The 24125-nt window shown below is 54.8% G+C and carries 26 protein-coding genes; 23 read left to right on the forward strand and 3 right to left on the reverse strand.

Going from position 1 to position 24125, the window contains the following annotated elements; genetic code table 11:
- Positions 1-515: 515 nt before the first annotated feature.
- Positions 516-1463: a 23S rRNA pseudouridine(955/2504/2580) synthase RluC gene (rluC, locus tag IM291_RS01385; RefSeq protein WP_192985946.1), complete on the forward strand. Its 948-nt coding sequence runs from the start codon at positions 516-518 to the stop codon at positions 1461-1463.
- 79 nt (positions 1464-1542) lie between these two features.
- Here rluC and IM291_RS01390 read toward each other — a convergent pair whose 3' ends face one another.
- Positions 1543-2127: a nucleoside triphosphate pyrophosphatase gene (locus tag IM291_RS01390; RefSeq protein ID WP_059354893.1), complete on the reverse strand. Its 585-nt coding sequence runs from the start codon at positions 2125-2127 to the stop codon at positions 1543-1545.
- 140 nt (positions 2128-2267) lie between these two features.
- Here IM291_RS01390 and yceD point away from each other — a divergent pair, with 140 nt between their 5' ends.
- The 14 genes from yceD to ptsG all read left to right on the forward strand — a co-directional run bounded on the left by yceD (position 2268) and on the right by ptsG (position 14592).
- Positions 2268-2789, forward strand: coding sequence for a 23S rRNA accumulation protein YceD (gene yceD / locus IM291_RS01395; protein ID WP_021240759.1), 522 nt, complete (start codon positions 2268-2270; stop codon positions 2787-2789).
- 16 nt (positions 2790-2805) lie between these two features.
- A complete protein-coding gene (rpmF, locus tag IM291_RS01400; protein WP_003857964.1) occupies positions 2806-2979 on the forward strand; it encodes a 50S ribosomal protein L32 in 174 nt (57 codons plus the stop codon).
- Positions 2980-3059: 80 nt separating this feature from the next.
- Positions 3060-4094: a phosphate acyltransferase PlsX gene (plsX, locus tag IM291_RS01405; RefSeq protein ID WP_028012715.1), complete on the forward strand. Its 1035-nt coding sequence runs from the start codon at positions 3060-3062 to the stop codon at positions 4092-4094.
- A 6-nt stretch (positions 4095-4100) separates the two neighbouring features.
- On the forward strand, positions 4101-5054 hold the full coding sequence (locus tag IM291_RS01410) for a beta-ketoacyl-ACP synthase III (RefSeq protein ID WP_041910515.1): 954 nt from the start codon (positions 4101-4103) through the stop codon (positions 5052-5054).
- Positions 5055-5069: 15 nt separating this feature from the next.
- A complete protein-coding gene (gene fabD / locus IM291_RS01415; protein WP_028012717.1) occupies positions 5070-5999 on the forward strand; it encodes an ACP S-malonyltransferase in 930 nt (309 codons plus the stop codon).
- Between the two features lie 12 nt (positions 6000-6011).
- Positions 6012-6746, forward strand: a complete 735-nt coding sequence (gene fabG, locus IM291_RS01420) for a 3-oxoacyl-ACP reductase FabG (protein ID WP_010429699.1) — start codon at positions 6012-6014, stop codon at positions 6744-6746.
- A gap of 154 nt (positions 6747-6900) precedes the next feature.
- A complete protein-coding gene (gene acpP / locus IM291_RS01425; protein WP_003857954.1) occupies positions 6901-7137 on the forward strand; it encodes an acyl carrier protein in 237 nt (78 codons plus the stop codon).
- 89 nt (positions 7138-7226) lie between these two features.
- Positions 7227-8468, forward strand: coding sequence for a beta-ketoacyl-ACP synthase II (gene fabF / locus IM291_RS01430; RefSeq protein WP_045630098.1), 1242 nt, complete (start codon positions 7227-7229; stop codon positions 8466-8468).
- A 121-nt stretch (positions 8469-8589) separates the two neighbouring features.
- The gene (gene pabC / locus IM291_RS01435) at positions 8590-9405 is read left to right on the forward strand and encodes an aminodeoxychorismate lyase (RefSeq protein ID WP_192985947.1); all 816 of its coding nucleotides are present in this window, start codon (positions 8590-8592) and stop codon (positions 9403-9405) included.
- On the forward strand, positions 9402-10424 hold the full coding sequence (gene yceG / locus IM291_RS01440) for a cell division protein YceG (RefSeq protein ID WP_041910512.1): 1023 nt from the start codon (positions 9402-9404) through the stop codon (positions 10422-10424). Before pabC ends, yceG begins: the two co-directional genes overlap by 4 nt.
- Positions 10414-11055 carry a dTMP kinase gene (gene tmk / locus IM291_RS01445; protein ID WP_041910511.1) on the forward strand — a complete coding sequence of 214 codons (642 nt, stop codon included), beginning with the start codon at positions 10414-10416 and terminating at the stop codon, positions 11053-11055. Before yceG ends, tmk begins: the two co-directional genes overlap by 11 nt.
- On the forward strand, positions 11052-12056 hold the full coding sequence (holB, locus tag IM291_RS01450; RefSeq protein WP_192985948.1) for a DNA polymerase III subunit delta': 1005 nt from the start codon (positions 11052-11054) through the stop codon (positions 12054-12056). The genes tmk and holB overlap by 4 nt, the downstream gene beginning before the upstream one ends.
- 10 nt (positions 12057-12066) lie before the next feature.
- The gene (locus tag IM291_RS01455; RefSeq protein WP_047368291.1) at positions 12067-12861 is read left to right on the forward strand and encodes a metal-dependent hydrolase; all 795 of its coding nucleotides are present in this window, start codon (positions 12067-12069) and stop codon (positions 12859-12861) included.
- 297 nt (positions 12862-13158) lie between these two features.
- Complete coding sequence (gene ptsG / locus IM291_RS01460) at positions 13159-14592, forward strand: PTS glucose transporter subunit IIBC (RefSeq protein ID WP_028012724.1); 1434 nt, start codon at positions 13159-13161, stop codon at positions 14590-14592.
- 71 nt (positions 14593-14663) lie between these two features.
- On the opposite strand, the gene fhuE is transcribed toward ptsG, so the two are convergent.
- Complete coding sequence (gene fhuE / locus IM291_RS01465) at positions 14664-16853, reverse strand: ferric-rhodotorulic acid/ferric-coprogen receptor FhuE (RefSeq protein WP_192985949.1); 2190 nt, start codon at positions 16851-16853, stop codon at positions 14664-14666.
- A gap of 340 nt (positions 16854-17193) precedes the next feature.
- Here fhuE and hinT point away from each other — a divergent pair, with 340 nt between their 5' ends.
- The 8 genes from hinT (at position 17194) to IM291_RS01505 (ending at position 23281) form a co-directional block, all read left to right on the forward strand.
- Entirely contained in the window at positions 17194-17553 is a 360-nt protein-coding gene (gene hinT / locus IM291_RS01470; RefSeq protein WP_192985950.1) for a purine nucleoside phosphoramidase, read from the forward strand.
- Position 17554: 1 nt separating this feature from the next.
- On the forward strand, positions 17555-17929 hold the full coding sequence (locus IM291_RS01475) for a YcfL family protein (RefSeq protein WP_126817563.1): 375 nt from the start codon (positions 17555-17557) through the stop codon (positions 17927-17929).
- A 13-nt stretch (positions 17930-17942) separates the two neighbouring features.
- On the forward strand, positions 17943-18587 hold the full coding sequence (gene lpoB, locus IM291_RS01480) for a penicillin-binding protein activator LpoB (protein WP_088205017.1): 645 nt from the start codon (positions 17943-17945) through the stop codon (positions 18585-18587).
- Entirely contained in the window at positions 18568-19392 is an 825-nt protein-coding gene (gene thiK / locus IM291_RS01485; RefSeq protein ID WP_192985951.1) for a thiamine kinase, read from the forward strand. The genes lpoB and thiK overlap by 20 nt, the downstream gene beginning before the upstream one ends.
- Positions 19393-19403: 11 nt before the next feature.
- Positions 19404-20429, forward strand: coding sequence for a beta-N-acetylhexosaminidase (gene nagZ, locus IM291_RS01490; RefSeq protein ID WP_192986155.1), 1026 nt, complete (start codon positions 19404-19406; stop codon positions 20427-20429).
- Between the two features lie 34 nt (positions 20430-20463).
- Entirely contained in the window at positions 20464-21006 is a 543-nt protein-coding gene (gene ycfP / locus IM291_RS01495) for an alpha/beta hydrolase YcfP (RefSeq protein WP_008500781.1), read from the forward strand.
- Positions 21007-21243: 237 nt separating this feature from the next.
- Complete coding sequence (locus IM291_RS01500) at positions 21244-22548, forward strand: NAD(P)/FAD-dependent oxidoreductase (RefSeq protein ID WP_041910505.1); 1305 nt, start codon at positions 21244-21246, stop codon at positions 22546-22548.
- Between the two features lie 193 nt (positions 22549-22741).
- Positions 22742-23281 carry a glycine zipper 2TM domain-containing protein gene (locus IM291_RS01505; RefSeq protein ID WP_028012731.1) on the forward strand — a complete coding sequence of 180 codons (540 nt, stop codon included), beginning with the start codon at positions 22742-22744 and terminating at the stop codon, positions 23279-23281.
- Positions 23282-23340: 59 nt separating this feature from the next.
- On the opposite strand, the gene comR is transcribed toward IM291_RS01505, so the two are convergent.
- Positions 23341-23976, reverse strand: coding sequence for a TetR family copper-responsive transcriptional repressor ComR (gene comR, locus IM291_RS01510; protein WP_028012732.1), 636 nt, complete (start codon positions 23974-23976; stop codon positions 23341-23343).
- Positions 23977-24125: the final 149 nt, after the last annotated feature.

Genomic DNA, 24125 nt, shown 5'->3' on the forward strand with positions numbered 1-24125 from the left:
CCGGGGTATGAACCGATGGCCTCGTGTCTGTTCACGTCGCCAACCTCACGGTTGTCGCTCGCTTAAGAGGCGCAGAGTGTCGGTTGCCTGTATTTCATACGGAAACACAGCGCAATTATCAGGGGAATTGCCTGGGTAGAACTCTCCAGAGAACAATCCTTATACCGGGAAGTACTGCAACCCGCAGCCCGCTAACTGCCTGAAAGATCAATACGTCTTACGCCATTGCTGCGTGGATGATCGGTCAGACAAAATTGGTCATTCCGTCGACATCCTTACAAAACCCGGATTTAACGCGGAAAACAGCCCCATTATTCCACTGCTCGCCGGGTTATAGCAAGATGACTTTTACCAATTATCACCCGGTTACTCACAGTTTCTTCACCTCAAGGTGGTGATTGGTTTAATAACCACCAAATCGATTGCGTGAAACGGGGCGCAGGCCGGATAAAAGTAAATATAAGCATAGAAAAATGAGTGGCGCTAATGGCTGACGATATTTAGAATCGCCAACCATGAAAACAGAGACTCCAGCCGTAAAAATGGTTGCTATCGCGGATGACTACGCGGGGCAACGCATCGATAACTTCTTGCGCACCCAACTGAAGGGCGTGCCAAAGAGTATGATTTACCGCATCCTGCGTAAGGGCGAGGTGCGGGTGAATAAAAAACGCGTGAAGCCTGAGTATAAGCTCGAAGCCGGTGATGAAGTGCGTATTCCACCGGTTCGCGTGGCTGAACGTGAAGAAGAGGTGGTTTCGCCGAAGCTGCAAAAAGTCGCGGCCCTGAGCGATGTCATCCTTTATGAGGACGATCATATTCTGGTGCTGAATAAGCCATCGGGTACCGCGGTCCACGGTGGTAGCGGTCTGAGCTTCGGCGTGATTGAAGGGTTACGTGCGCTGCGTCCGGAAGCCCGTTTCCTCGAACTGGTTCACCGCCTGGACCGTGATACCTCAGGCGTGCTCCTTGTAGCGAAAAAGCGTTCAGCGCTGCGTTCCCTGCACGAGCAGCTGCGTGAGAAGGGCATGCAGAAAGATTATCTGGCGCTGGTGCGCGGTCAGTGGCAGTCCCACGTGAAGGTGGTGCAGGCCCCGCTGCTGAAGAACATTCTGCAAAGCGGCGAGCGCATTGTGCGCGTGAGCCAGGAAGGGAAACCGTCGGAGACGCGCTTTAAGGTAGAAGAGCGCTATGAGTTTGCCACGCTGGTGCGTTGCAGCCCGGTGACGGGGCGTACCCACCAGATTCGCGTGCATACCCAGTTTGCGGGCCATCCGATTGCGTTTGATGACCGCTACGGCGACCGGGAATTTGATAAACAGCTGGCGGGTACGGGCCTGTCGCGTCTGTTCCTGCATGCGGCAGCGCTGAAGTTTACCCATCCTAATACCGGGGAAATTATCCATATTGAAGCGCCGCTGGACGAGCAGTTGAAACGCTGCCTGAAGGTTCTGCGCGGCTGATTATGTGCCGGGTGGCGCTGCGCTTACCCGGCCTACGAAACCCGTAGGCCCGTGCAAGCGAAGCGCCGCTGGGCATAACTTACACGATCAGCGGATTACACTCTTCTCGCCGTAACATCTGGCACAAGGCAATCAGCGGCAATCCCACCAGTGTGTTCGGATCCCGACCGTCCAGCTTGTCGAACAGCGCAATTCCCAGCCCCTCACTTTTGAAGCTTCCTGCGCAGTTCAGCGGACGTTCCCGGCGCACGTAGTCCATAATCTCCTGCTCGCTAAGATGGCGGAAGTGCACGTCGAACGGCTCGCATTCGGTTTGCAGATGGCCGGAGGCGGAGTTATAGAGCGCCAGGCCCGTGTAAAAGGTCACGATAGTGCCCCGCGCACGCAGAAGCTGCTGGCAGGCATTCTCCTCCGTATGAGGCTTGCCGGTGATTTCGCCGTCCAGCACGCAAACCTGATCGGAGCCTATAATCAAATGTGCAGGATAACGTGCGGCCAGCGATTGCGCTTTCTCCTTAGCGAGACGCGTTACCAGATGACGAGGTGATTCGCCCGGTTGCGGCGTCTCATCTACTTCTGGCGCGGCGCATTCAAACGGGATCCCGAGCTTTTCCAGCAGCGTTCGACGGTAGGGAGAAGTGGAAGCAAGGACGAGATTTGGCATATTTTTATCACCAGATATAGCGTATCGATGCCAGCCATTTTAAACTACAGGCCGCAATGTGTGCGAATAATTGGCAAAAGGCAGCTCTGGTTGCCTTTTTCTTTGACTCTATGACGTTACAAAGTTAATATGCGCGCCCTATGCAAAAGGTAAAATTACCCCTGACTCTTGATCCGGTTCGTACGGCTCAAAAACGCCTTGATTACGAAGGTATCTATACTTCCGATCAGGCCGAGCGTATTGCCGAATCTGTAGTCAGTGTGGACAGTGATGTAGAATGCTCCATGTCGTTCGCTATCGACAACCAGCGTCTCGCCGTTTTAACCGGTGATGCAAAGGTAACGGTAACGCTCGAGTGTCAGCGTTGCGGGAAACCGTTTGTACAGCATGTTCACACAACGTATTGTTTCAGTCCGGTTCGTTCTGACGAACAGGCTGAAGCACTCCCGGAAGCGTATGAGCCGATTGAGGTTAACGAATTCGGTGAAATCGATCTTCTGGCTCTGGTTGAAGATGAAATCATCCTCTCCTTGCCAGTCGTTCCGGTGCATGATTCTGAACACTGTGAAGTGTCCGAGGCGGACATGGTCTTTGGGGAACTGCCTGATGAAGCGCAAAAACCAAACCCATTTGCCGTATTAGCCAGCTTAAAGCGTAAGTAATTGAGGAGTAAGGTCCATGGCCGTACAACAGAATAAACCAACCCGTTCCAAACGTGGCATGCGTCGTTCCCATGACGCGCTGACTGCAGTTACCAGCCTGTCTGTAGACAAGACTTCTGGTGAGAAACACCTGCGTCACCACATCACCGCTGACGGTTTCTACCGCGGCCGCAAGGTTATCACTAAGTAATCGCGCGAAAGCGTGATTAGGCTTAGTGAGGATTTCCCCGTGCAAACGGGGAAGTTACCGAACCAGGCTGCGACGATACCTTGACACGTCTAACCCTGGCGTTAGATGTCATGGGGGGAGATTTTGGCCCTTCCGTGACAGTGCCTGCAGCATTGCAGGCACTGAATTCTAATTCGCAACTCACACTTCTTTTAGTCGGCAATCCCGACACAATCACGCCATTACTTGCAAAAGCTGACTTTGAACAACGTTCGCGTCTGCAGATTATTCCTGCGCAGTCAGTTATTGCCAGTGATGCACGCCCCTCACAGGCGATTCGTAATAGCCGTGGCAGCTCTATGCGCATGGCGCTGGAGCTGGTAAAAGAAGGGCGAGCGCAGGCTTGCGTCAGCGCCGGCAATACCGGCGCGCTGATGGGGCTGTCGAAATTACTGCTCAAGCCGATTGAGGGCATTGAGCGCCCGGCGCTGGTGACGGTGTTACCGCATCAGCAGAAGGGGAAAACGGTGGTGCTCGATTTGGGCGCTAACGTGGATTGTGATAGTACCATGCTGGCTCAGTTCGCCGTGATGGGGTCGGTGCTGGCAGAAGACGTGGTCGGGATCAACAATCCCCGCGTTGCGTTATTGAATATTGGTGAAGAAGAGACCAAAGGCCTGGACAGCATTCGCGACGCTGCTGAAATGCTCAAACAGGTTCCCTCCATCAACTATATTGGTTATCTCGAAGCCAATGAGTTGCTGACGGGAAAAACGGATGTTCTGGTGTGCGATGGCTTCACCGGAAACGTAACGTTGAAGACCATGGAAGGGGTCGTGCGCATGTTCCTTTCTCTGCTGAAATCTCAGGGAGAAGGCAAAAAAAGCGCCTGGTGGTTGATTTTATTGAAGCGTTGGTTACAAAAGAGCCTGACGCGGCGATTCAGTCACCTCAACCCCGACCAGTATAATGGCGCCTGTCTGTTAGGATTGCGCGGCATCGTGATTAAGAGTCATGGCGCCGCCAATCAGCGAGCATTTTCTGTCGCCATTGAACAGGCAGTGCAGGCGGTGCAGCGACAAGTCCCTCAGCGGATTGCCGCTCGCCTGGAATCTGTATTAGCTAAAAGTGACTGAGCGTACATGTATACGAAGATTTTAGGTACCGGCAGCTACCTGCCAAAACAAGTGCGTACCAACGCCGATCTGGAAAAAATGGTAGATACGTCTGACGAGTGGATTGTCACGCGCACAGGTATCCGTGAACGTCGTATCGCCGCGCCAGACGAAACCGTGTCCACCATGGGTTACGAAGCCGCACAGCGCGCTATCGAAATGGCGGGTATCGATAAAGAAGAGATTGGCTTGATCGTGGTTGCCACGACGTCTGCCACGCATGCTTTCCCAAGCGCGGCGTGTCAGGTGCAGAACATGCTCGGTATTAAAGGCTGCCCGGCGTTTGACGTTGCCGCCGCGTGCGCAGGTTTCACCTACGCGCTGAGCATTGCCGATCAGTACGTTAAATCTGGCTCCGTCAAATATGCACTGGTTATCGGTGCTGACGTTTTGGCGCGTACCTGCGATCCAACCGATCGCGGAACGATCATTATTTTCGGTGATGGTGCCGGTGCGGTGCTGCTGGGGCAGTCCGAAGAGCCGGGTATCATCTCCACGCATCTGCATGCCGATGGCCGCTACGGCGAGCTGTTAACGCTGCCTAACGCCGATCGCGTTAATCCGGACAGCTCCATCTACCTGACCATGGCGGGTAACGAGGTGTTCAAGGTGGCGGTGACCGAGCTTGCGCACATTGTCGATGAGACGCTGGAAGCAAATAACCTTGAACGCACCGCACTCGACTGGCTGGTGCCGCATCAGGCGAACCTGCGTATCATCAGCGCCACCGCTAAAAAGCTGGGCATGTCGATGGATAACGTTGTGGTGACGCTGGATCGTCACGGCAACACCTCTGCGGCGTCGGTACCGTGCGCATTTGATGAAGCGGTACGCGACGGACGAATCAAACGGGGCCAGCTGGTCTTGCTTGAAGCCTTCGGTGGCGGGTTCACCTGGGGTTCCGCGCTGGTTCGTTTCTAGTATAAGGAATAAAAAATGACGCAATTTGCTTTTGTGTTCCCGGGCCAGGGTTCTCAAACCGTTGGGATGTTGTCTGAAATGGCAGCAAACTACCCGGTCATTGAAGAGACTTTTCGTGAAGCTTCAGATGCGCTGGGTTATGATCTGTGGGCGCTGACCCAACAGGGTCCGGCCGAAGAGCTGAACAAAACCTGGCAAACTCAGCCAGCGTTGCTGACTGCGTCCGTTGCGCTGTGGCGCGTATGGCAGCAGCAGGGCGGTAAAGCGCCAGCGCTGCTCGCGGGCCATAGCCTGGGTGAATACTCTGCGCTGGTGTGCGCCGGTGTGATTGCGTTTGCTGACGCGGTGCGCCTGGTAGAACTGCGCGGTAAATTCATGCAGGAAGCGGTGCCAGAAGGAACGGGTGGCATGTCTGCCATTATTGGTCTGGATGATGCCGCGATTGCAAAAGCGTGTGAAGAATCTGCTGAAGGGCAGGTGGTTTCTCCGGTTAACTTCAACTCGCCGGGCCAGGTTGTTATTGCTGGTCATAAAGAGGCCGTTGAACGTGCCGGTGCTGCCTGTAAAGCCGCGGGCGCCAAACGCGCACTGCCGCTGCCGGTCAGCGTACCGTCTCACTGCGCACTGATGAAGCCCGCAGCCGAGAAACTGGCGGCTGAGCTGGAAAAAATTACCTTTAACGCACCGACGATTTCCGTTGTGAACAACGTCGATGTGAAATGCGAAACCGCGCCTGAGGCTATCCGTGACGCACTGGTTCGCCAGCTCTATAGCCCGGTACAGTGGACCAAAACCGTTGAGTTTATGGCCTCTCAGGGCGTTGAGCACCTTTATGAAGTCGGTCCTGGTAAAGTCCTCACCGGTCTGACGAAACGTATTGTTGACACCCTGACTGCCTCGGCGATTAACGAGCCGGAAGCGATGTCAGCGGCACTCTCGCAATAAAAGAGGAATACCATGAGTTTTGAAGGAAAAATTGCCCTGGTGACTGGCGCAAGCCGCGGTATCGGGCGTGCAATTGCTGAAACACTGGTCGCGCGCGGCGCGAAGGTGATTGGTACAGCAACCAGCGAGAATGGCGCTCAGGCCATCAGCGAGTATCTGGGTGCGAACGGTAAAGGTTTGGTACTGAATGTGACCGAACCTGCATCTATCGAATCTGTTCTGGAAAATATTCGCGCAGAGTTTGGTGAAGTGGATATTCTGGTCAATAATGCCGGGATCACTCGCGACAACCTGCTGATGCGAATGAAAGATGATGAGTGGAACGATATTATCGAAACCAACCTGTCATCTGTATTCCGTCTGTCAAAAGCGGTAATGCGCGCTATGATGAAAAAGCGTCATGGTCGTATTATCACTGTTGGTTCTGTGGTTGGTACCATGGGAAATGCTGGTCAGGCTAACTACGCTGCGGCGAAAGCAGGTCTGATCGGTTTCAGTAAGTCGCTGGCGCGTGAAGTCGCGTCCCGCGGGATTACTGTAAACGTTGTTGCTCCGGGCTTTATTGAAACGGACATGACGCGTGCGCTGACTGATGATCAGCGTGCGGGTACGCTGGCGGCAGTTCCGGCGGGTCGTCTTGGCGACCCTAAAGAAATCGCCAGTGCGGTTGCATTTTTAGCCTCTGACGAAGCGGGTTACATCACTGGTGAGACCCTCCACGTCAACGGCGGGATGTACATGGTTTAATCACGATCGAAAATATTTGCGTTATTAGGGCAAATGGCCTCAAAATAACGTAAAATCGTGGTAAGACCTGCCGGGATTTAGTTGCAAATTTTTCAACATTTTATACACTACGAAAACCATCGCGAAAGCGAGTTTTGATAGGAAATTTAAGAGTATGAGCACTATCGAAGAACGCGTTAAGAAAATTATCGGCGAACAGCTGGGCGTTAAGCAGGAAGAAGTTGTGAACTCCGCTTCCTTCGTTGAAGACCTGGGCGCAGATTCTCTTGACACCGTTGAGCTGGTAATGGCTCTGGAAGAAGAGTTTGATACTGAGATTCCGGACGAAGAAGCTGAGAAAATCACCACCGTTCAGGCTGCCATTGATTACATCAACGGCCACCAGGCGTAAGTGAACATCTCCAGGCGGTCATTCGACCGCCTGAGTTTTATCTTTTTTAGTCCCACGTATCTTTTTTTATCCCTCCCTGGAGGACAAACGTGTCTAAGCGTCGTGTAGTTGTGACCGGACTTGGCATGTTGTCTCCTGTCGGCAATACCGTAGAGTCCACCTGGAAAGCTCTCCTTGCCGGTCAGAGCGGCATCAGCCTAATCGACCATTTCGATACTAGCGCCTATGCAACGAAATTTGCTGGCTTAGTAAAGGATTTTAACTGTGAAGAGATCATCTCGCGCAAAGAACAGCGCAAGATGGATGCCTTCATTCAATATGGAATTGTCGCTGGCGTTCAGGCCATGCAGGATTCTGGCCTTGAGATTACGGAAGAGAACGCAACCCGTATCGGCGCCGCTATCGGCTCCGGGATTGGTGGTCTTGGCCTGATCGAGGAAAACCATACATCGCTGATGAATGGCGGACCGCGTAAGATCAGCCCGTTCTTCGTTCCGTCCACGATTGTTAACATGGTGGCAGGTCACCTGACCATTATGTTCGGCCTGCGTGGGCCAAGCATCTCTATCGCTACCGCGTGTACGTCTGGCGTACATAACATCGGCCAGGCCGCGCGTATCATTGCGTACGGCGATGCAGATGCTATGGTTGCGGGCGGTGCTGAAAAAGCCAGTACCCCACTGGGTGTTGGTGGTTTCGGCGCAGCGCGTGCGCTCTCTACCCGTAACGATAACCCTCAGGCGGCGAGCCGTCCGTGGGATAAAGACCGCGATGGTTTCGTGCTGGGTGACGGCGCAGGTATGCTCGTACTGGAAGAGTACGAACATGCGAAAAAACGTGGTGCGAAAATTTATGCTGAAGTCGTTGGCTTCGGGATGAGCAGCGATGCGTATCACATGACGTCTCCTCCGGAGAACGGCGCGGGTGCTGCGCTGGCGATGGAAAATGCGATCCGTGATGCGGGTATTACCCCTGCACAGATTGGCTACGTTAACGCGCACGGCACTTCTACGCCTGCAGGCGATAAAGCAGAAGCGCAGGCGGTTAAGTCTATCTTCGGCGAGGCTGCCAGCCGCGTAATGGTCAGCTCCACGAAATCCATGACCGGTCACCTGCTGGGTGCGGCGGGTGCAGTAGAGTCAATCTACTCTATCCTTGCGCTGCGCGATCAGGCTGTGCCGCCAACCATCAACCTGGATAACCCGGATGAGGGTTGCGATCTGGACTTCGTTCCGCACGAAGCGCGTCAGGTTAGCGGTATGGAGTACACCCTGTGTAACTCCTTCGGCTTTGGCGGTACGAATGGTTCTCTGATCTTCAAAAAGGTCTGAGCCTGACTGCCTGAAAGCTATAAAAAAAGGTCCGCTTGGCGGGCCTTTTTTATTAGGGAAAATCCCCTTGCCCGGCTTTTAACATCCTGCCAGACTGAGCCTCCACGCATAAGGAGCCACCATGTTTTTAATTAATGGCCTTGAGCAAGAAACGCTGCCGGCAAGCGACAGGGCAATCCAGTTTGGCGATGGCTGTTTCACCACTGCGCGTATTCTTGACGGTGAGGTGAGCCTGCTTGACGCCCATATCCGTCGTTTACAAAAAGCCTGCGAGAAATTGCTGATTCCCTTCATGCAGTGGGACATTCTCGAGCGCGAGATGCGCTGGCTGGCGTCAGGTAATACAAACGGCGTTTTAAAAGTTATTCTTAGCCGCGGCAGCGGCGGGCGAGGGTACAGCGGTTCCGCCTGTCAGCATCCCACGCGTATTCTTTCCGTATCAGCGTATCCTGCTCACTATGCGCGCTGGCGTGAGGAGGGGGTAACGCTGACGCTGAGCCCGGTACGGCTGGGGCGAAACCCTATGCTCGCCGGAATAAAACATCTTAACCGCCTTGAACAGGTGCTTATTCGTACTCATCTTGAACAGACGGACGCCGATGAGGCGCTAGTCCTTGACAGCGAAGGGTTCATTACGGAATGCTGTGCGGCTAATTTACTCTGGCGGAAGGGCCGTGAGGTCTTCACCCCTTCGCTGGAGCAGGCTGGGGTTAACGGCATCATGCGCCAGTTTTATTTGCAACAGCTGGCACATGCAGGCTTTCGCGTTGTCGAAGTAAACGCGAAGGAAGAGGCGCTGCTGTCCGCCGATGAAGTTGTGATCTGCAATGCGCTGATGCCTGTTATACCCGTTCGGGCGTATGGTCAACAGCGCTGGTCTTCGCGAGAGCTCTTTACGTTTTTAGCCCCGATATGTGAGCAAATCAAAAAGTCATGAAGAAAATGTTGCGCTTTGTCCTTCTCCTGATCGTTGCGCTGGGTATTGCCGGCGGAGCGGGAGTATGGAAGGTTCGCCAGCTGGCGGACAGTAAAATCCTGATTAAAGACGAGACGATTTTTACCCTGAAAGCCGGTACCGGGCGGATGGCGCTGGGCGAGCAGCTTTACGGGGATAAAATCATCAACCGTCCACGCGTGTTCCAGTGGTTATTGCGTATCGAGCCTGAACTGTCTCACTTCAAGGCTGGTACCTATCGCTTTACGCCCGGCATGACCGTCAGAGAGATGCTGCAGCTGCTGGAAAGCGGTAAAGAGGCACAGTTCCCGCTGCGCTTTGTTGAAGGGATGCGCTTAAGCGATTACCTCAAGCAGCTGCGTGATGCGCCTTACATCAAGCACACGCTCAAAGATGACCGCTATGAGACGGTCGCCGAGGTGCTGAAATTTGAACATCCTGAGTGGGTGGAAGGCTGGTTTTGGCCAGACACCTGGATGTATACGGCGGGCACGACCGATGTGGCGATTCTTAAACGGGCACACAAAAAGATGGTTGAGGCAGTTGATTCCGCCTGGGAAGGGCGCATGGACGGGCTGCCTTATCAAGATCAAAACCAGTTTGTGACAATGGCCTCGATCATTGAGAAAGAGACGGCCGTGGCGGCCGAGCGCGACCGGGTCGCGTCGGTATTTATCAACCGCCTGCGCATCGGCATGCGTCTGCAAACCGACCCGACCGTTATCTACGGCATGGGCGAGAGCTATGCCGGTAAGATCTCCAGAAAAGATCTGGAGACGCCAACGGCGTATAATACCTACGTGATTAACGGCTTGCCGCCGGGCCCGATAGCCACGCCGAGCGAGGCTTCGCTCAAAGCCGCCGCGCACCCGGCCAAAACACCCTACCTCTATTTTGTGGCTGATGGAAAAGGGGGGCATACCTTTAACACCAACCTTGCCAGCCATAATCGCTCTGTTCAGGACTATCTGAAGGCACTTAAGGAAAAAAATGCGCAGTAAATACATTGTCATTGAGGGACTCGAAGGGGCGGGTAAAACCACCGCCCGTAACGTGGTAGTGGATACGCTGAAATCGCTTGGCGTCGCTGACATGGTCTTTACCCGCGAGCCGGGCGGTACTCAGCTGGCGGAGAAACTGCGCAGTCTGGTGCTGGATATTAAATCCGTTGGCGACGAGGTTATTACTGACAAAGCCGAAGTGCTGATGTTCTATGCGGCGCGCGTCCAGCTGGTTGAGACCGTGATTAAACCTGCGCTGGCCGACGGCAAGTGGGTGATCGGCGACCGTCACGATCTGTCGACTCAGGCCTATCAGGGCGGCGGCCGCGGTATTGACCAGGCGATGCTGGCAACCCTTCGCGATGCCGTACTGGGGGATTTTCGCCCGGACCTGACCCTCTACCTGGATGTGACCCCGGAAGTGGGCCTCAGGCGCGCCCGCGCGCGCGGCGAACTGGACCGCATTGAGCAAGAGTCTTTCGATTTCTTTAACCGCACGCGCGCACGCTATCTTGAGCTGGCCGCACGGGACAGCGCAATTCGTACCATTGACGCCACGCAATCTCTGGACGACGTCACGCGCGATATTCAACAGACCGTTACGCAGTGGCTACAGGAGCAGCAGGCATGAAATGGTATCCATGGTTGCGCCCGCACTTTGAACAGCTGATCGCCAGCTATCAGGCCGGTCGGGGGCATCATGCGTTACTGATTCAGGCGTTGCCGGGAATGGGGGATGATGCGTTGATCTACGCCATCACTCGTTTTCTGATGTGCCAGCAGCCGGAAGGGCATAAAAGCTGCGGTAAATGCCGCGGCTGCCAGCTGATGCAGGCCGGCACGCATCCTGACTATTACACGCTTGAGCCTGAGAAGGGCAAAAGCGCGCTTGGCATTGATGCCGTGCGTGAAGTCAGCGAGAAACTGTACGAACATGCGCGTCTGGGCGGGGCAAAAGTGGTCTGGCTCAACGACGCTGCGTTGCTTACCGAGGCGGCGGCGAACGCGCTGCTTAAAACCCTGGAAGAGCCGCCGGAAAATACGTGGTTTTTCCTTTCCTGCCGGGACCCGGGACGTTTACTGGCGACGCTGCGCAGCCGTTGTCGTCTTCATCATCTGGCGGTGCCTCAGGAATCGTGGGCGTTAAGCTGGCTTGAGCGAGAGGTGACAACGTCACAAGAGAGTGCGTTGTCTGCGCTGCGCCTCAGCAGCGGCGCCCCCGCGGCGGCGCTGGCATTACTACAGCCTGACGTCTGGTCGCAGCGAGAAGCGCTCTGCCGGGCCGTTGAGGCTTCACTTAACAACCAGGACTGGCTGAGTTTACTGCCTGCGCTGAATAGCGATCGGGCCGTCGAGCGTCTGCACTGGCTGGCTTCCTTATTGCTCGATGCGCTAAAAATCCAGCAAGGGGCTACGCTGTTGACTAACCCGGACGCGTGGCCCCTGGTGAACATGCTGGCGAGCCGCCTTACAGGCGCGTCTCTGCACGCTATCCTTCATGATGTTTGCGAGAGCCGCGAACAGCTTTTAACCGTGACGGGTCTTAATCGCGAGCTTTTGCTGACCGACCAGTTACTGCGTATTGAACACTACCTGCAACCGGGCGTTACGCCGCCTGTTTCCCATCTCTGAGAGAGACATTATGTTTTTAGTCGACTCACACTGCCATCTTGATGGCCTGGATTATCAATCCCTGCACAACGACGTGGATGACGTGCTGGCGAAAGCCGCTGCCCGCGATGTGAAATTTTGTCTTGCGGTGGCGACGACGCTGCCGGGGTATCGCTCAATGCGTGAGCTGGTGGGCGTTCGCGATAACGTGGTGTTTTCCTGCGGCGTTCATCCGCTGAACCAGGACGAAGAGTATGACGTAGAAGAGCTGCGCCGACTGGCAGCAGAAGCGGGCGTCGTGGCGATGGGTGAAACCGGGCTGGACTATTTTTACACGCCGGAAACGAAAGCGCGCCAGCAGGCGTCTTTCCGCAACCATATTCGCATCGGCCGCGAACTGAATAAACCGGTCATCGTACATACACGCGATGCGCGCGCCGATACGCTGGCGATCCTCCGGGAAGAAAACGTGACGGATTGCGGTGGCGTACTACACTGTTTCACAGAAGACAGAGAAACGGCGGGTAAACTGCTTGATTTGGGGTTTTATATTTCGTTTTCCGGGATCGTGACGTTCCGTAACGCTGAGCAGCTCCGTGATGCTGCGCGCTATGTCCCGCTCGATCGCATTCTGGTGGAAACAGACTCTCCGTATCTGGCGCCGGTACCGCATCGCGGTAAAGAGAACCAGCCGGCCATGACGCGAGACGTCGCAGAGTACATGGCCGTGCTTAAAGGCGTCAGTATCGAAGAGCTGGCCCGCGTCACGACGCAAAACTTCTCTGCGCTGTTCCATATCGACCCCGCCCGCCTGCAATCCGTCTGATAAGCCTGTTTTTTTTAGGCTCGTAATTAATAAATAAAACGAGTAAAGTTCACCGCCTCATTTGGGGCGGTGACGGTGTTCTTAGAAACATCCAGACATGCTTTTTGTAAATTACTGAAAGTTTTTCGACCGTCCTAAGCTGAAACGTGATAGCCGTCAAACAAACTCAGAGGGAATTATTTTACTCTGTGTAATAAATAAAGGGCGCTTAGATGTCCTGTCCACGGCACGGTACTCCCCCCGGGCCAATGCGTGAAAGCGTAAAAAAAGCACAAATACTCAGGAGCACTCTCAATTATGTTTAAGAATGCATTTGCTAACCTGCAAAAGGTCGGTAAATCGCTGATGCTGCCAGTATCCGTACTGCCTATCGCAGGTATCCTGCTGGGTGTCGGTTCTGCTAACTTCAGCTGGCTGCCAGCCGTAGTTTCCCATGTGATGGCTGAAGCAGGCGGTTCCGTCTTTGCTAACATGCCTCTGATCTTCGCTATCGGTGTGGCGCTGGGCTTCACCAATAACGACGGCGTTTCTGCGCTGGCTGCAGTGGTTGCTTACGGCATCATGGTGAAAACCATGGCTGTGGTTGCGCCGCTGGTTCTGCATTTACCGGCAGAAGAGATTGCCGCGAAACACCTGGCAGATACCGGTGTTCTGGGCGGTATCATCTCCGGTGCGATTGCAGCGTATATGTTCAACCGCTTCTATCGCATCAAGCTGCCTGAGTATCTGGGCTTCTTCGCGGGCAAGCGTTTCGTTCCGATCATCTCTGGTCTGGCAGCGATTTTCACTGGCGTGATCCTGTCCTTCATCTGGCCACCGATCGGTTCCGCTATCCAGACCTTCTCTCAGTGGGCTGCTTACCAGAACCCGGTTGTCGCGTTCGGTATCTACGGCTTCATCGAGCGTTGCCTGGTGCCATTCGGTCTGCACCACATCTGGAACGTTCCATTCCAGATGCAGATTGGTGAATTCACCAACGCAGCAGGTCAGGTGTTCCACGGCGATATCCCACGTTACATGGCGGGTGACCCAACTGCAGGTAAACTGTCTGGTGGCTTCCTGTTCAAAATGTACGGCCTGCCGGCTGCTGCTATTGCAATCTGGCACTCTGCTAAGCCAGAAAACCGTGCAAAAGTGGGCGGTATCATGATCTCCGCAGCGCTGACCTCGTTCCTGACCGGTATCACCGAGCCGATCGAGTTCTCCTTCATGTTCGTTGCGCCAATCCTGTACATCATCCACGCTGTACTGGCTGGCCTGGCGTTCCCAATCTGTATCCTGCTGGGTATGCGTGACGGTACGTCCTTCTCTCACGGCCTGATCGACTTTATCGTTCTGTCCGGTAACAGCAGCAAGCTGTGGCTGTTCCCAATCGTGGGTGCGTGCTATGCCGTTGTTTACTACACCATCTTCCGCGTGCTGATCAAAGCACTGGACCTGAAAACTCCGGGTCGTGAAGATGCAACTGAAGACAGCAAAGCAGGCGCGACCAGCGAAATGGCTCCGGCACTGGTTGCTGCGTTCGGCGGTAAAGAGAACATCACTAACCTGGACGCGTGCATCACTCGTCTGCGTGTGAGCGTTGCCGACGTTGCGAAAGTGGACCAGCCGGGTCTGAAAAAACTGGGTGCAGCGGGCGTGGTTGTTGCAGGTTCGGGCGTTCAGGCTATCTTCGGTACTAAATCCGATAACCTGAAAACCGAAATGGATGAGTACATCCGCAACAGCTAAGCTGTGACCTGGGGAGACTAAGGCAGCCGAATGGCTGCCTTTTTTATTACTGTGGTTTGTTGTGCCAACACTCAGAAGTCGTAGCTTGCGCTCACTGAGACGTTCAGCGGTGCGCCATAAACCACGTAAGAGCCGACGTAATCGTAATACTCTTTGTCGAACAGGTTGTTGACGTTCGCCTGAATAGCAAAATCTTTGGTGACCTGATAGCGGCTGAACAGGTTAACCAGTCCGTAGCTGCCTTGCTCTGCGCGGGATTGTCCCGCCGGGCCACCGTCCACATCCGTCCACACTTTGTTCTGCCAGTTTACGCCACCGCCCACCGTCAGCGCCGGCAGCATTGGCAGCTGATAACGGGTAAACAGCTTCATTGTCGTGCGCGGCTGATCGGAACTGACAGCGCTGCCGTTCTTATCTTCCGCAATGTAGCGGGTCGCGCCGAACGTCAGCTGCCAGTTATCGGTCAGGGCGCCGTTCAGCTCGAACTCAATCCCTTTGCTGACCACGCCGTCCAGCGATTCATAAATCGACTCACCGCTCGGCATGTAGGTATAGGTGTTGCTCGCCACGTTATCCTGCTCGATGCGGAAAATCGCCAGCGAGGTGGTCAGACGGGTATTAAACCAGTCTGCTTTAACACCGGCTTCGTAGCTTTTGCCCGTGGTTGGATTGAGATAACGTCCGCTGGCGTCGCGCTTGTCCTGCGGCTGGAAGATGGAGGTATAGCTGACGTAGGTCGACCAGTCTTCGTTGATATCGTAGACCAGGCCCGCGTAAGGCGTTACGTCATCTTCAGTGCTTTCCAGACGGGTGTCAGGAGAGCCCGCCGGATTATAGCGAATGTTGTAGTTGGTGTAGCGCGCCCCGAGGATCAGGTGCAGCGGGTCGGCCAGCGAGAAGCGGGCGGAGGTGTACGCTGAGGACTGGCGAATGTCGTCCTGGCTGTAGAGCTTCCACGGCGTCCACTGCGGATCGGCGATATTTCCGTTCCAGTTTTTGAAATTCCCCACGTCCACCATGCCGTACAGCGCATCCGGCATTCTGTTGTCATAGTGGTTGCGCTGTCGGCTGAAGCTGCCGCCAAACATCATCTCATGCTGGCGGCCGAAAAGATCGAAGCCGCCGCGCAGGAAGGCATCAACTGCATCCTGTTTGCGTTCACCTCTGTTCCAGCCGCCGTAGCCAACCATGCCCGCCCCGGTCTCTTTTTCCGGATAGCCGGACATATACATCAGCTTGCTGTCGAAGTTGGTCTCCGCGTGCATGCCGTTGACGTGCGCTTCCCAGCCGTTGTCGAAACGCTGGGTCAGGTTAGCGAAGATGCGGGTGCTATCCTTGTCCGAGTAGGCCCAGTCAGGAGCGACGGTCTGGCTGCGATTGTAGTCGGTTTTACTCCCGTCGCTGTACCAGGTAGGCAATCCGCCCCAGGTCGGATCGGCGGTGTGGCTTTCCTGATATTCATACCCTACAGAGAGGGTGGTGCTGTCGGTGACGTCCGCATCCACCACGCCGTAGAGGAACTTCTTCCGGTAGTGGTAGTTATCCACGAAGCTGTCGTTGTCCTGATAGCCCGTAATCAGGCGTCCCCGTACCTTCCCGGACTCTACCAGCGGTGCCTGGAGATCCAGCACGTAGCGCTGCTTGTCCCAGCTGCCGTAGCTGGCCGAGACATTGCCTTTGAACTCATTGCTGTCCGCATGCTTACGCACCATATTGACGTACGCCGCCGGGTTACCGGTGCCGGACATCAGCCCGGTCGCGCCGCGAACCACTTCGATACGGTCGTAAATCGCGGTATCGGCGGCGGTGTCGCCGAAGTTCCACACTTCGCTGATGGAGGTTGGCAGGTCGTCAAAGGCGTAGTTACTGACGAAAAATCCGCGCGAGTAAAATACGGTACGATCGCTGTCCTGCACCTGCGCCGTTACGCCCGTGGTGTTAGTCAACACCTGACCGATGGACTGCAGGTTCTGATCCGCCATACGCTGCTGGCTAATCACGCTGACGGACTGTGGGATATCGCGTGGAACCAGCAACAGCTTTGTGCCGGTGGTGGTGGTTTTTACGCTGTAATCCCGGTCCTGACTTGCGGAAGGATCCTGCGTATTGTCAAAACCTCCATCCACGACGACGGTGTCTTCGGTTGCTGATGCAGCGAAAGCGGCGGCTGGCGTCAATGCCATAGCAATACAGGCTGCCAGCAACGAAGGCGTTGCGACAGGCTGACGTTGCCCATCCCTGGTGTGATCAATGAAAGACATTATCAAACCCTTATGAACGGTGAAGAGTGTTTGCGTCAGTCCCACAAATACGGTCTGACGTCGTTTTCTATGTTAAAAATGCGCATGAAAATGCAAATGCGAAATATACGCATTGCCATTAATGCTGTAAACAGATGTGTCGTGCGAAACTGAAATAATGTTTCAGCCCGTTAAGGCACGCGAGCGGTCACTCTTCAGTCAGCTGATGAATATTCAGCAAAGAATTCGGGGGAGAAGGTTGAAAGGACAGGAGAAACTCGCTCATACTCTTGAATTGTGTCACACAGTCCTCCAGAGAGTGTGTTAACAGCGGACGCACCTAACAAAAAAGGAAAAGGTCATGGCTGAAGAAACGATTTTCAGTAAAATTATTCGCCGCGAAATCCCGTCGGATATCGTCTATCAGGATGAACTGGTAACGGCTTTCCGGGACATTTCCCCTCAGGCACCGACACACATCCTTATCATTCCTAATATTCTGATTCCGACCGTAAACGACGTAAAAACCGAGCACGAAGTGGCGTTAGGTCGTATGCTGACGGTGGCGGCGAAAATTGCCGAGCAGGAAGGCATAGCGGAAGACGGTTATCGTCTGATCATGAACTGTAATGGTCATGGCGGCCAGGAAGTTTATCATATTCACATGCATCTGCTGGGTGGACGTCCGCTGGGACCGATGCTGGCTCACAAAGGTCTGTAACATGTTTAAAGGGCGTATTGCAGCGCTGGTAATGACGATGATGGTTGTGGGGTGCAGCACGCGTCCGGCGATCCCCGTCAGCGATGAACAGACGCTGGTGATGGAATCCTCCGTGCTGGCTGCGGGCATCACGGCGCAACAGCCCGCAATGACCATCAGTGAAATTAAATCTTCTGCCTCCTCTACGCTCTATAACGAAAGAAATGAACCGGTGACGGTCCACTACCGTTTTTTCTGGTATGACGTAAGAGGTCTTGAGATGCACCCGCTGGAGGCGCCGCGCAGCGTCACTCTTCCGGCAAGGTCGTCGGTAACGCTCTATGACAGCGCCAGCTATCTGGGTGCGCATAAGGTGAGACTTTATCTTTATCTCTAAGGGGTGAACCTTGATTAAAAATATGAGCCGTTATGCGCTCGTGACCGCATTCGCACTGTTCCTCGCAGGGTGTGTGACCCGTACAGAACAGCCAGCACCTGTGGAAGAGGCAAAGCCGGGTACCGAGCAGCCGACACCGCCAACGCAGACCCAGCCAACCGTGCCGTCTGTACCGTCTATTCCGTCACAGCCTGGCCCGATTGAACATCAGGACCAGACGTCACAACCTGCGCCGCGCGTGCGCCATTACGACTGGAACGGTGCGATGCAGCCGATGGTCGGTAAAATGCTGCAGGCTCAGGGCGTGACGGCAGGCAGCGTGCTGCTGGTCGATAGCGTGAACAACCGTACCAACGGTTCGCTGAACGCGGGCGAAGCGACAGAAACGCTGCGCAATGCACTGGCAAACAACGGTAAATTTACGCTGGTCTCTGCTCAGCAGCTCGCATTAGCCAAACAGCAGCTGGGCCTGTCGCCGCAGGATAGCCTCGGCACCCGCAGCAAGGCGATTGGCATTGCCCGCAACGTTGGCGCCCAGTATGTGCTGTACTCTAATGCGACCGGTAACGTGAATACCCCAGCCCTGCAGATGCAGCTGATGCTGGTTCAGACAGGCGAAATTATCTGGTCAGGTAAAGGTGCGGTTACGCAACAATGACACCACGCGTGAAGAGATTCTGACGCGTTATTTTCCACAGTACCGCCTTATCGCGCCGCAGGCCCACTCCGGGCTTAGCGGCGCGAGTTGCATTATAGCGCGGGGCGCGCACCGTCTGGTCTTGCGGCAGAACCACGATCCCTTCGCCCCGGCTTTCCAGTTTCGCCGTCAGTTTCGCGCCCTCAAACGCCTTCCGTCGGATCTCGTGCCTGAACCCCGATTTTTCAGCAAGGGCTGGATGGCCGTCGACTATCTGGAGGGGGAGGTGAAAAGCGCGCTCCCGGACACCCCAGCGCTTGCGGCGATGCTGTATCATCTGCACCAGCAACAGCGTCTGGGGTGGCGAATCGACTTACTTCCACTGCTGGAAATCTACTGGCAACAAGCCTCTCCAGCAAGACGTACCCCAGTGTGGCTTGCGCATCTCAAACGGCTGCGTAAAGCGGGCGAGCCGCAACCGATTCGGCTCTCGCCGTTACATATGGATGTGCACGCCGGGAACATCGTGCATACGCCACAGGGCGCCAGGCTTATCGACTGGGAATATGCCGGAGACGGCGATGTGGCGCTGGAGCTGGCCGCGGTCTGGACGGAAAGTGAAGCCGCGCGGCAGAAACTCATCAGAGAGTATGCCAGCGTTGCGCACTTTAACGCCGATGCGCTGGCATGGCAGGTGAGACGCTGGCGGCCCTGGGTCATCATGCTGATGGCGGGCTGGTTTGAGATGCGTTTGCAGCAGTCCAGAGATAAACAATTTATTGCGCTGGCAGACGATGCCTGGCGCCAGTTACAAACGAAAGGATAAGAGAGGTGAGTGTGGGTCCAGTCATGTTGGATGTAGAAGGGTTTGAGCTGGATGCGGAGGAGCGTGAAATTCTGGCGCATCCGCTGGTGGGCGGCCTGATCCTGTTTACCCGCAACTATCACGATCCGGCGCAGCTGCGTGAACTGGTGCGCCAGATCCGCGCCGCGTCGCGCAATCATCTGGTGGTGGCCGTCGATCAGGAAGGCGGACGCGTGCAGCGTTTTCGCGACGGTTTTACCCGCCTGCCGGCAGCCCAGTCTTTCGCCGCGCTGCTCGGTACGGAAGAGGGTGGGAAACTGGCGCAGGAGGCCGGCTGGCTGATGGCCAGCGAAATGATTGCCATGGATATCGACATCAGCTTTGCCCCGGTGCTGGACGTGGGCCATATCAGCGCCGCGATTGGCGAGCGCTCCTACCATGGAGATCCGCGTATTGCGCTGGCAATGGCGACCCGGTTTATCGACGGGATGCACGATGCGGGAATGAAAACCACCGGGAAACACTTCCCGGGCCACGGGGCGGTGACGGCGGATTCCCACAAAGAGACCCCGCGCGACCCGCGTCCGGAAGCGGAAATTCGCGCCAAAGATATGTCGGTGTTCCGCTCGCTTATCACCGATAACAAGCTGGACGCCATTATGCCGGCACACGTGATTTACAGCGACGTTGATCCGCGTCCTGCCAGTGGCTCTCCGCACTGGCTGAAAACCGTTCTGCGCCAGGAGCTGGGTTTCAACGGCGTCATTTTCTCCGACGATCTGTCGATGGAAGGGGCGGCAATCATGGGCAGCTATGCTGAGCGCGGTCAGGCCTCGCTGGATGCAGGTTGCGATATGATCTTGGTCTGCAATAATCGTAAAGGTGCCGTTAGCGTGTTGGATAACCTGTCACCGATCAATGCAGAGCGTGTTACGCATTTGTATCATAAAGGTTCATTTAGCCGTCAGGAGCTGATGGATTCGGCGCGCTGGAAGTCGGTCAACGCCCGGCTTGAAGACCTGAATGAGCGCTGGCAGGCACATAAAGCCAGCCTGTAAACCCTCCCGGAAGGCGTAGCGTGGTGAGAAGACAATGATCATCTATTTACACGGTTTTGACTCAAACAGTCCTGGTAATCATGAGAAGGTGCTGCAGCTGCAGTTTATCGATCCCGATGTACGGCTGATTAGCTACAGCACGCGCCATCCGAAGCATGATATGCAGCATCTGCTCAAAGAGGTGGACAAGATGCTGCAGCTTAACGTCGACGATCGCCCGTTGATTTGCGGCGTGGGGCTGGGCGGCTACTGGGCGGAGCGGATTGGCTTCCTGTGCGACATCCGCCAGGTGGTCTTCAATCCTAACCTTTTCCCGAATGAGAACATGGAAGGCAAAATTGACCGCCCGGAAGAGTATGTCGATATTGCGACCAAGTGCGTGAGCAACTTCCGTGAGAAAAACCGCGATCGCTGTCTGGTGATCCTCTCGCGTAATGATGAAGCACTCAACAGCCATCGGGCCGCAGAGCTGCTGCATCACTATTACGAGATCGTCTGGGACGAAGAGCAGACCCACAAGTTCAAGAACATCTCCCCACACCTCCAGCGCATCAAAGCCTTTAAAACGCTGGGCTAAACCACAGCCTGCCACTTCAGAAACCCGGTCGCGAACGCGCACCGGGTTTCTTTTTGTCCAGAATTGTCTACTTTTAAGCCATCAAAACTTGATGCATATCAATTTTGGTATGACCAATGCGCCTGACGTGTTATTCTCAATGCACCTGAATGGTTTCAGTGATGTAACCTGTTGTTAATTAAGGGTTATTTTCATAACTTTTAATTAACAATTGGTTAATAATTTGAGGGGGTCACGTTGACTACGCCATTGAAAAAGATAGTGATTGTAGGCGGTGGTGCTGGCGGGCTGGAGCTGGCCACACAGTTGGGCAAGAAGCTGGGGCGCGGTAAAAAAGCCAAAATCACGCTGGTGGATCGTAACCACAGCCACCTGTGGAAACCGCTGCTGCACGAAGTAGCGACCGGCTCACTGGATGAGGGCGTGGACGCGCTGAGCTATCTGGCGCACGCGCGCAACCATCATTTCCAGTTCCAGCTGGGCTCGGTGGTTGACATCAACCGTGAGAACAAAACCATTACCCTGGCCGAGCTGCGTGATGAAAAAGGCGAGCTGCTGGTCCCCGAGCGCAAGCTGGCGTATGACACGCTGGTGATGGCGCTCGGCAGTACCTCCAACGATTTCAACACGCCGGGCGTTAAAGAGCACTGTATCTTCCTCGATAACCCGCACCAGGCGCGTCGTTTCCATCAGGAAATGCTGAACCTGTTCCTGAAGTACACCAGCAATCTGGGTGCGAATGGCAAGGTTAACATTGCCATTGTCGGCGGCGGCGCGACTGGCGTTGAGCTGTCCGCAGAGCTGCACAATGCGGTTAAGCAGCTGCACAGCTACGGTTACAAAGGGTTAACTAACGAAGCGCTGAACGTGACGCTGGTTGAAGCGGGTGAGCGTATTCTGCCTGCGCTGCCTCCGCGCATTTCCGGCGCAGCGCACAATGAACTGACTAAACTGGGCGTGCGCGTCCTGACGCAGACCATGGTGACCAGCGCTGACGAAGGTGGACTGCACACCAAAGACGGCGAGTATATCAAAGCGGATCTGATGGTCTGGGCGGCAGGTATCAAAGCGCCTGACTTTATGAAAGATATCGGTGGTCTGGAGACGAACCGCATTAACCAGCTGGTCACCGAGCCGACGCTGCAAACCACCCGCGACCCTGAAATCTTCGCTATTGGTGACTGTGCCTCCTGCGCGCGTCCTGAAGGGGGCTTCGTGCCGCCACGCGCTCAGGCCGCTCACCAGATGGCAAGCCTGGTGCTGCACAACATCCTCGCGCAGTACAAAGGCAAGCCAATGAAGGCGTATGTCTATAAAGACCACGGTTCTCTGGTATCGCTGTCAAACTTCTCTACCGTCGGCAGCCTGATGGGTAACCTGATGCGTGGCTCAATGATGGTGGAAGGACGCATTGCACGCTTCGTGTATATCTCCCTGTACCGTATGCACCAGATCGCGCTGCACGGCTACTTTAAAACGGGCCTGATGATGCTGGTAGGCAGAATCAACCGCGTCATTCGTCCACGTCTGAAGCTGCACTAATCTTTCACTCCCTCCGGGCCCTCCGGAGGGATTTTTTAGCATATCATGCTGTTCGTCGTGGATTAGGTGCTTAAGAGTTCTCCTAAACGCGATATATCCCCACCCAATGTCCACTTTTTGATCCTTTGTCTTATTGGCGAAGCCGCGCCTCCATAGCAGAATTGTTACCAATAGCAACAAAGGAGGAAGTCCCGTGAATAAATCAATGTTGGCGGGTATAGGGATCGGCGTCGCAGCTGCGTTAGGTGTGGCTGCTGTTGCCAGTCTCAACGTTTTAGATCGCGGCCCGCAGTATGCGCAGGTGGTTTCTGCAACGCCTATTAAAGAAACCGTAAAAACCCCACGTCAGGAGTGCCGCAACGTCTCCGTAACCCACCGTCGTCCGGTACAGGATGAAAACCGTATTGCCGGCTCTGTACTTGGTGCGGTAGCGGGTGGGGTGATTGGTCACCAGTTTGGCGGTGGCCGGGGTAAAGATGTCGCGACCGTGGTCGGCGCGCTGGGTGGCGGCTATGCCGGTAACCAGGTGCAGGGCGCAATGCAGGATAACGATACTTACACCACGACCCAGCAGCGCTGTAAAACCGTCTATGACAAGTCGGAAAAAATGCTGGGCTATGACGTGACCTACAAAATTGGCGATCAGCAGGGCAAAATCCGCATGGATAAAGACCCGGGCACCCAAATTCCACTGGATGGAAACGGCCAGCTGGTACTGAATAACAAAGCGTAAAAAAGATGTTCTCTGAACTTAGCTCCTCAAGCGCTCAGGCTGAGGAGCTTTTTTTTGCGTCAGATTTTGAGCAGTTCAGGCCACAGGCGCAGCGTGGTGTCAGAAATGTTCTGCAGTTTTTCCAGCGTCGCCCCTTCACGGGCGCTGATCGACATTCCCTGTAAAATACAGCTCAGGTATTGCGCCAGCATCTGAGGCTGGCAGTGTGCGGGAATTTCACCGCGCTGCTGGCGCTGAGCCAGAAATGCGCTGAGCGTCTCCTCCTGCATCGCATGACGCGATTTCACCGTATTGGCGATCTCTTTTGATGCTGCCGCCAGGGTGGCAGAGGTGTTAATCATAAAGCAGCCCGCGGGCGTCTCTTTACTGGTGAAGCAGGTGGCAACGGCGGTAAAGTAATCCCGTAGCGCCTGTTCAACGCTTTTCTCTTCACAAAATAGCTGGGCTTCGTGTTTCGCCGCAAAGCGCGAAATGTACCTGTCCAGCACCGCCCTGAACAGCCCCTCTTTATTGGTAAATTCAGCATAAAGCGTCGGCGCTTTAGCTCCGGTGGCTTCTACCAGATCGGAAAGCGAGGTCGCTTCATACCCATGTTGCCAGAAGAGAGTCATGGCCTTATCAAGCGCTGCATCCCTGTCAAACACTTTTGGTCGGCCACGGCTTTTCTTCACACAACTCGTGACGTCGGTTGTCATTTGCCGTTGGTCCTCTGTTGGTTTGTTGAATGACCATTATAAAAATAAACGCAACCCACCACCAGTGCAGAATGCTTAAAAATAAATTAATCATATATGTATGAAAAATAACAATTTTAAAATTTAATTAATGTTCGTTATAAAAATCT

The organism is Enterobacter cloacae complex sp. P27C, assembly GCF_014895705.1.
GTDB lineage: Bacteria > Pseudomonadota > Gammaproteobacteria > Enterobacterales > Enterobacteriaceae > Enterobacter > Enterobacter bugandensis.

Bases quoted from the DNA above. Each gene is read 5' to 3' on its own strand.
- yceG (WP_041910512.1), top strand. From the start codon at position 9,402: ATGAAGAAAATGTTGCGCTTTGTCCTTCTCCTGATCGTTGCGCTGGGT.
- hinT (WP_192985950.1), top strand. From the start codon at position 17,194: ATGGCTGAAGAAACGATTTTCAGTAAAATTATTCGCCGCGAAATCCCG.
- tmk (WP_041910511.1), top strand. From the start codon at position 10,414: ATGCGCAGTAAATACATTGTCATTGAGGGACTCGAAGGGGCGGGTAAA.
- comR (WP_028012732.1), bottom strand. From the start codon at position 23,976: ATGACAACCGACGTCACGAGTTGTGTGAAGAAAAGCCGTGGCCGACCA.
- IM291_RS01410 (WP_041910515.1), top strand. From the start codon at position 4,101: ATGTATACGAAGATTTTAGGTACCGGCAGCTACCTGCCAAAACAAGTG.
- ptsG (WP_028012724.1), top strand. From the start codon at position 13,159: ATGTTTAAGAATGCATTTGCTAACCTGCAAAAGGTCGGTAAATCGCTG.
- IM291_RS01475 (WP_126817563.1), top strand. From the start codon at position 17,555: ATGTTTAAAGGGCGTATTGCAGCGCTGGTAATGACGATGATGGTTGTG.
- rpmF (WP_003857964.1), top strand. From the start codon at position 2,806: ATGGCCGTACAACAGAATAAACCAACCCGTTCCAAACGTGGCATGCGT.
- rluC (WP_192985946.1), top strand. From the start codon at position 516: ATGAAAACAGAGACTCCAGCCGTAAAAATGGTTGCTATCGCGGATGAC.
- fabG (WP_010429699.1), top strand. From the start codon at position 6,012: ATGAGTTTTGAAGGAAAAATTGCCCTGGTGACTGGCGCAAGCCGCGGT.
- yceD (WP_021240759.1), top strand. From the start codon at position 2,268: ATGCAAAAGGTAAAATTACCCCTGACTCTTGATCCGGTTCGTACGGCT.
- IM291_RS01390 (WP_059354893.1), bottom strand. From the start codon at position 2,127: ATGCCAAATCTCGTCCTTGCTTCCACTTCTCCCTACCGTCGAACGCTG.
- IM291_RS01455 (WP_047368291.1), top strand. From the start codon at position 12,067: ATGTTTTTAGTCGACTCACACTGCCATCTTGATGGCCTGGATTATCAA.
- ycfP (WP_008500781.1), top strand. From the start codon at position 20,464: ATGATCATCTATTTACACGGTTTTGACTCAAACAGTCCTGGTAATCAT.
- fabD (WP_028012717.1), top strand. From the start codon at position 5,070: ATGACGCAATTTGCTTTTGTGTTCCCGGGCCAGGGTTCTCAAACCGTT.
- holB (WP_192985948.1), top strand. From the start codon at position 11,052: ATGAAATGGTATCCATGGTTGCGCCCGCACTTTGAACAGCTGATCGCC.
- acpP (WP_003857954.1), top strand. From the start codon at position 6,901: ATGAGCACTATCGAAGAACGCGTTAAGAAAATTATCGGCGAACAGCTG.
- fhuE (WP_192985949.1), bottom strand. From the start codon at position 16,853: ATGTCTTTCATTGATCACACCAGGGATGGGCAACGTCAGCCTGTCGCA.
- pabC (WP_192985947.1), top strand. From the start codon at position 8,590: ATGTTTTTAATTAATGGCCTTGAGCAAGAAACGCTGCCGGCAAGCGAC.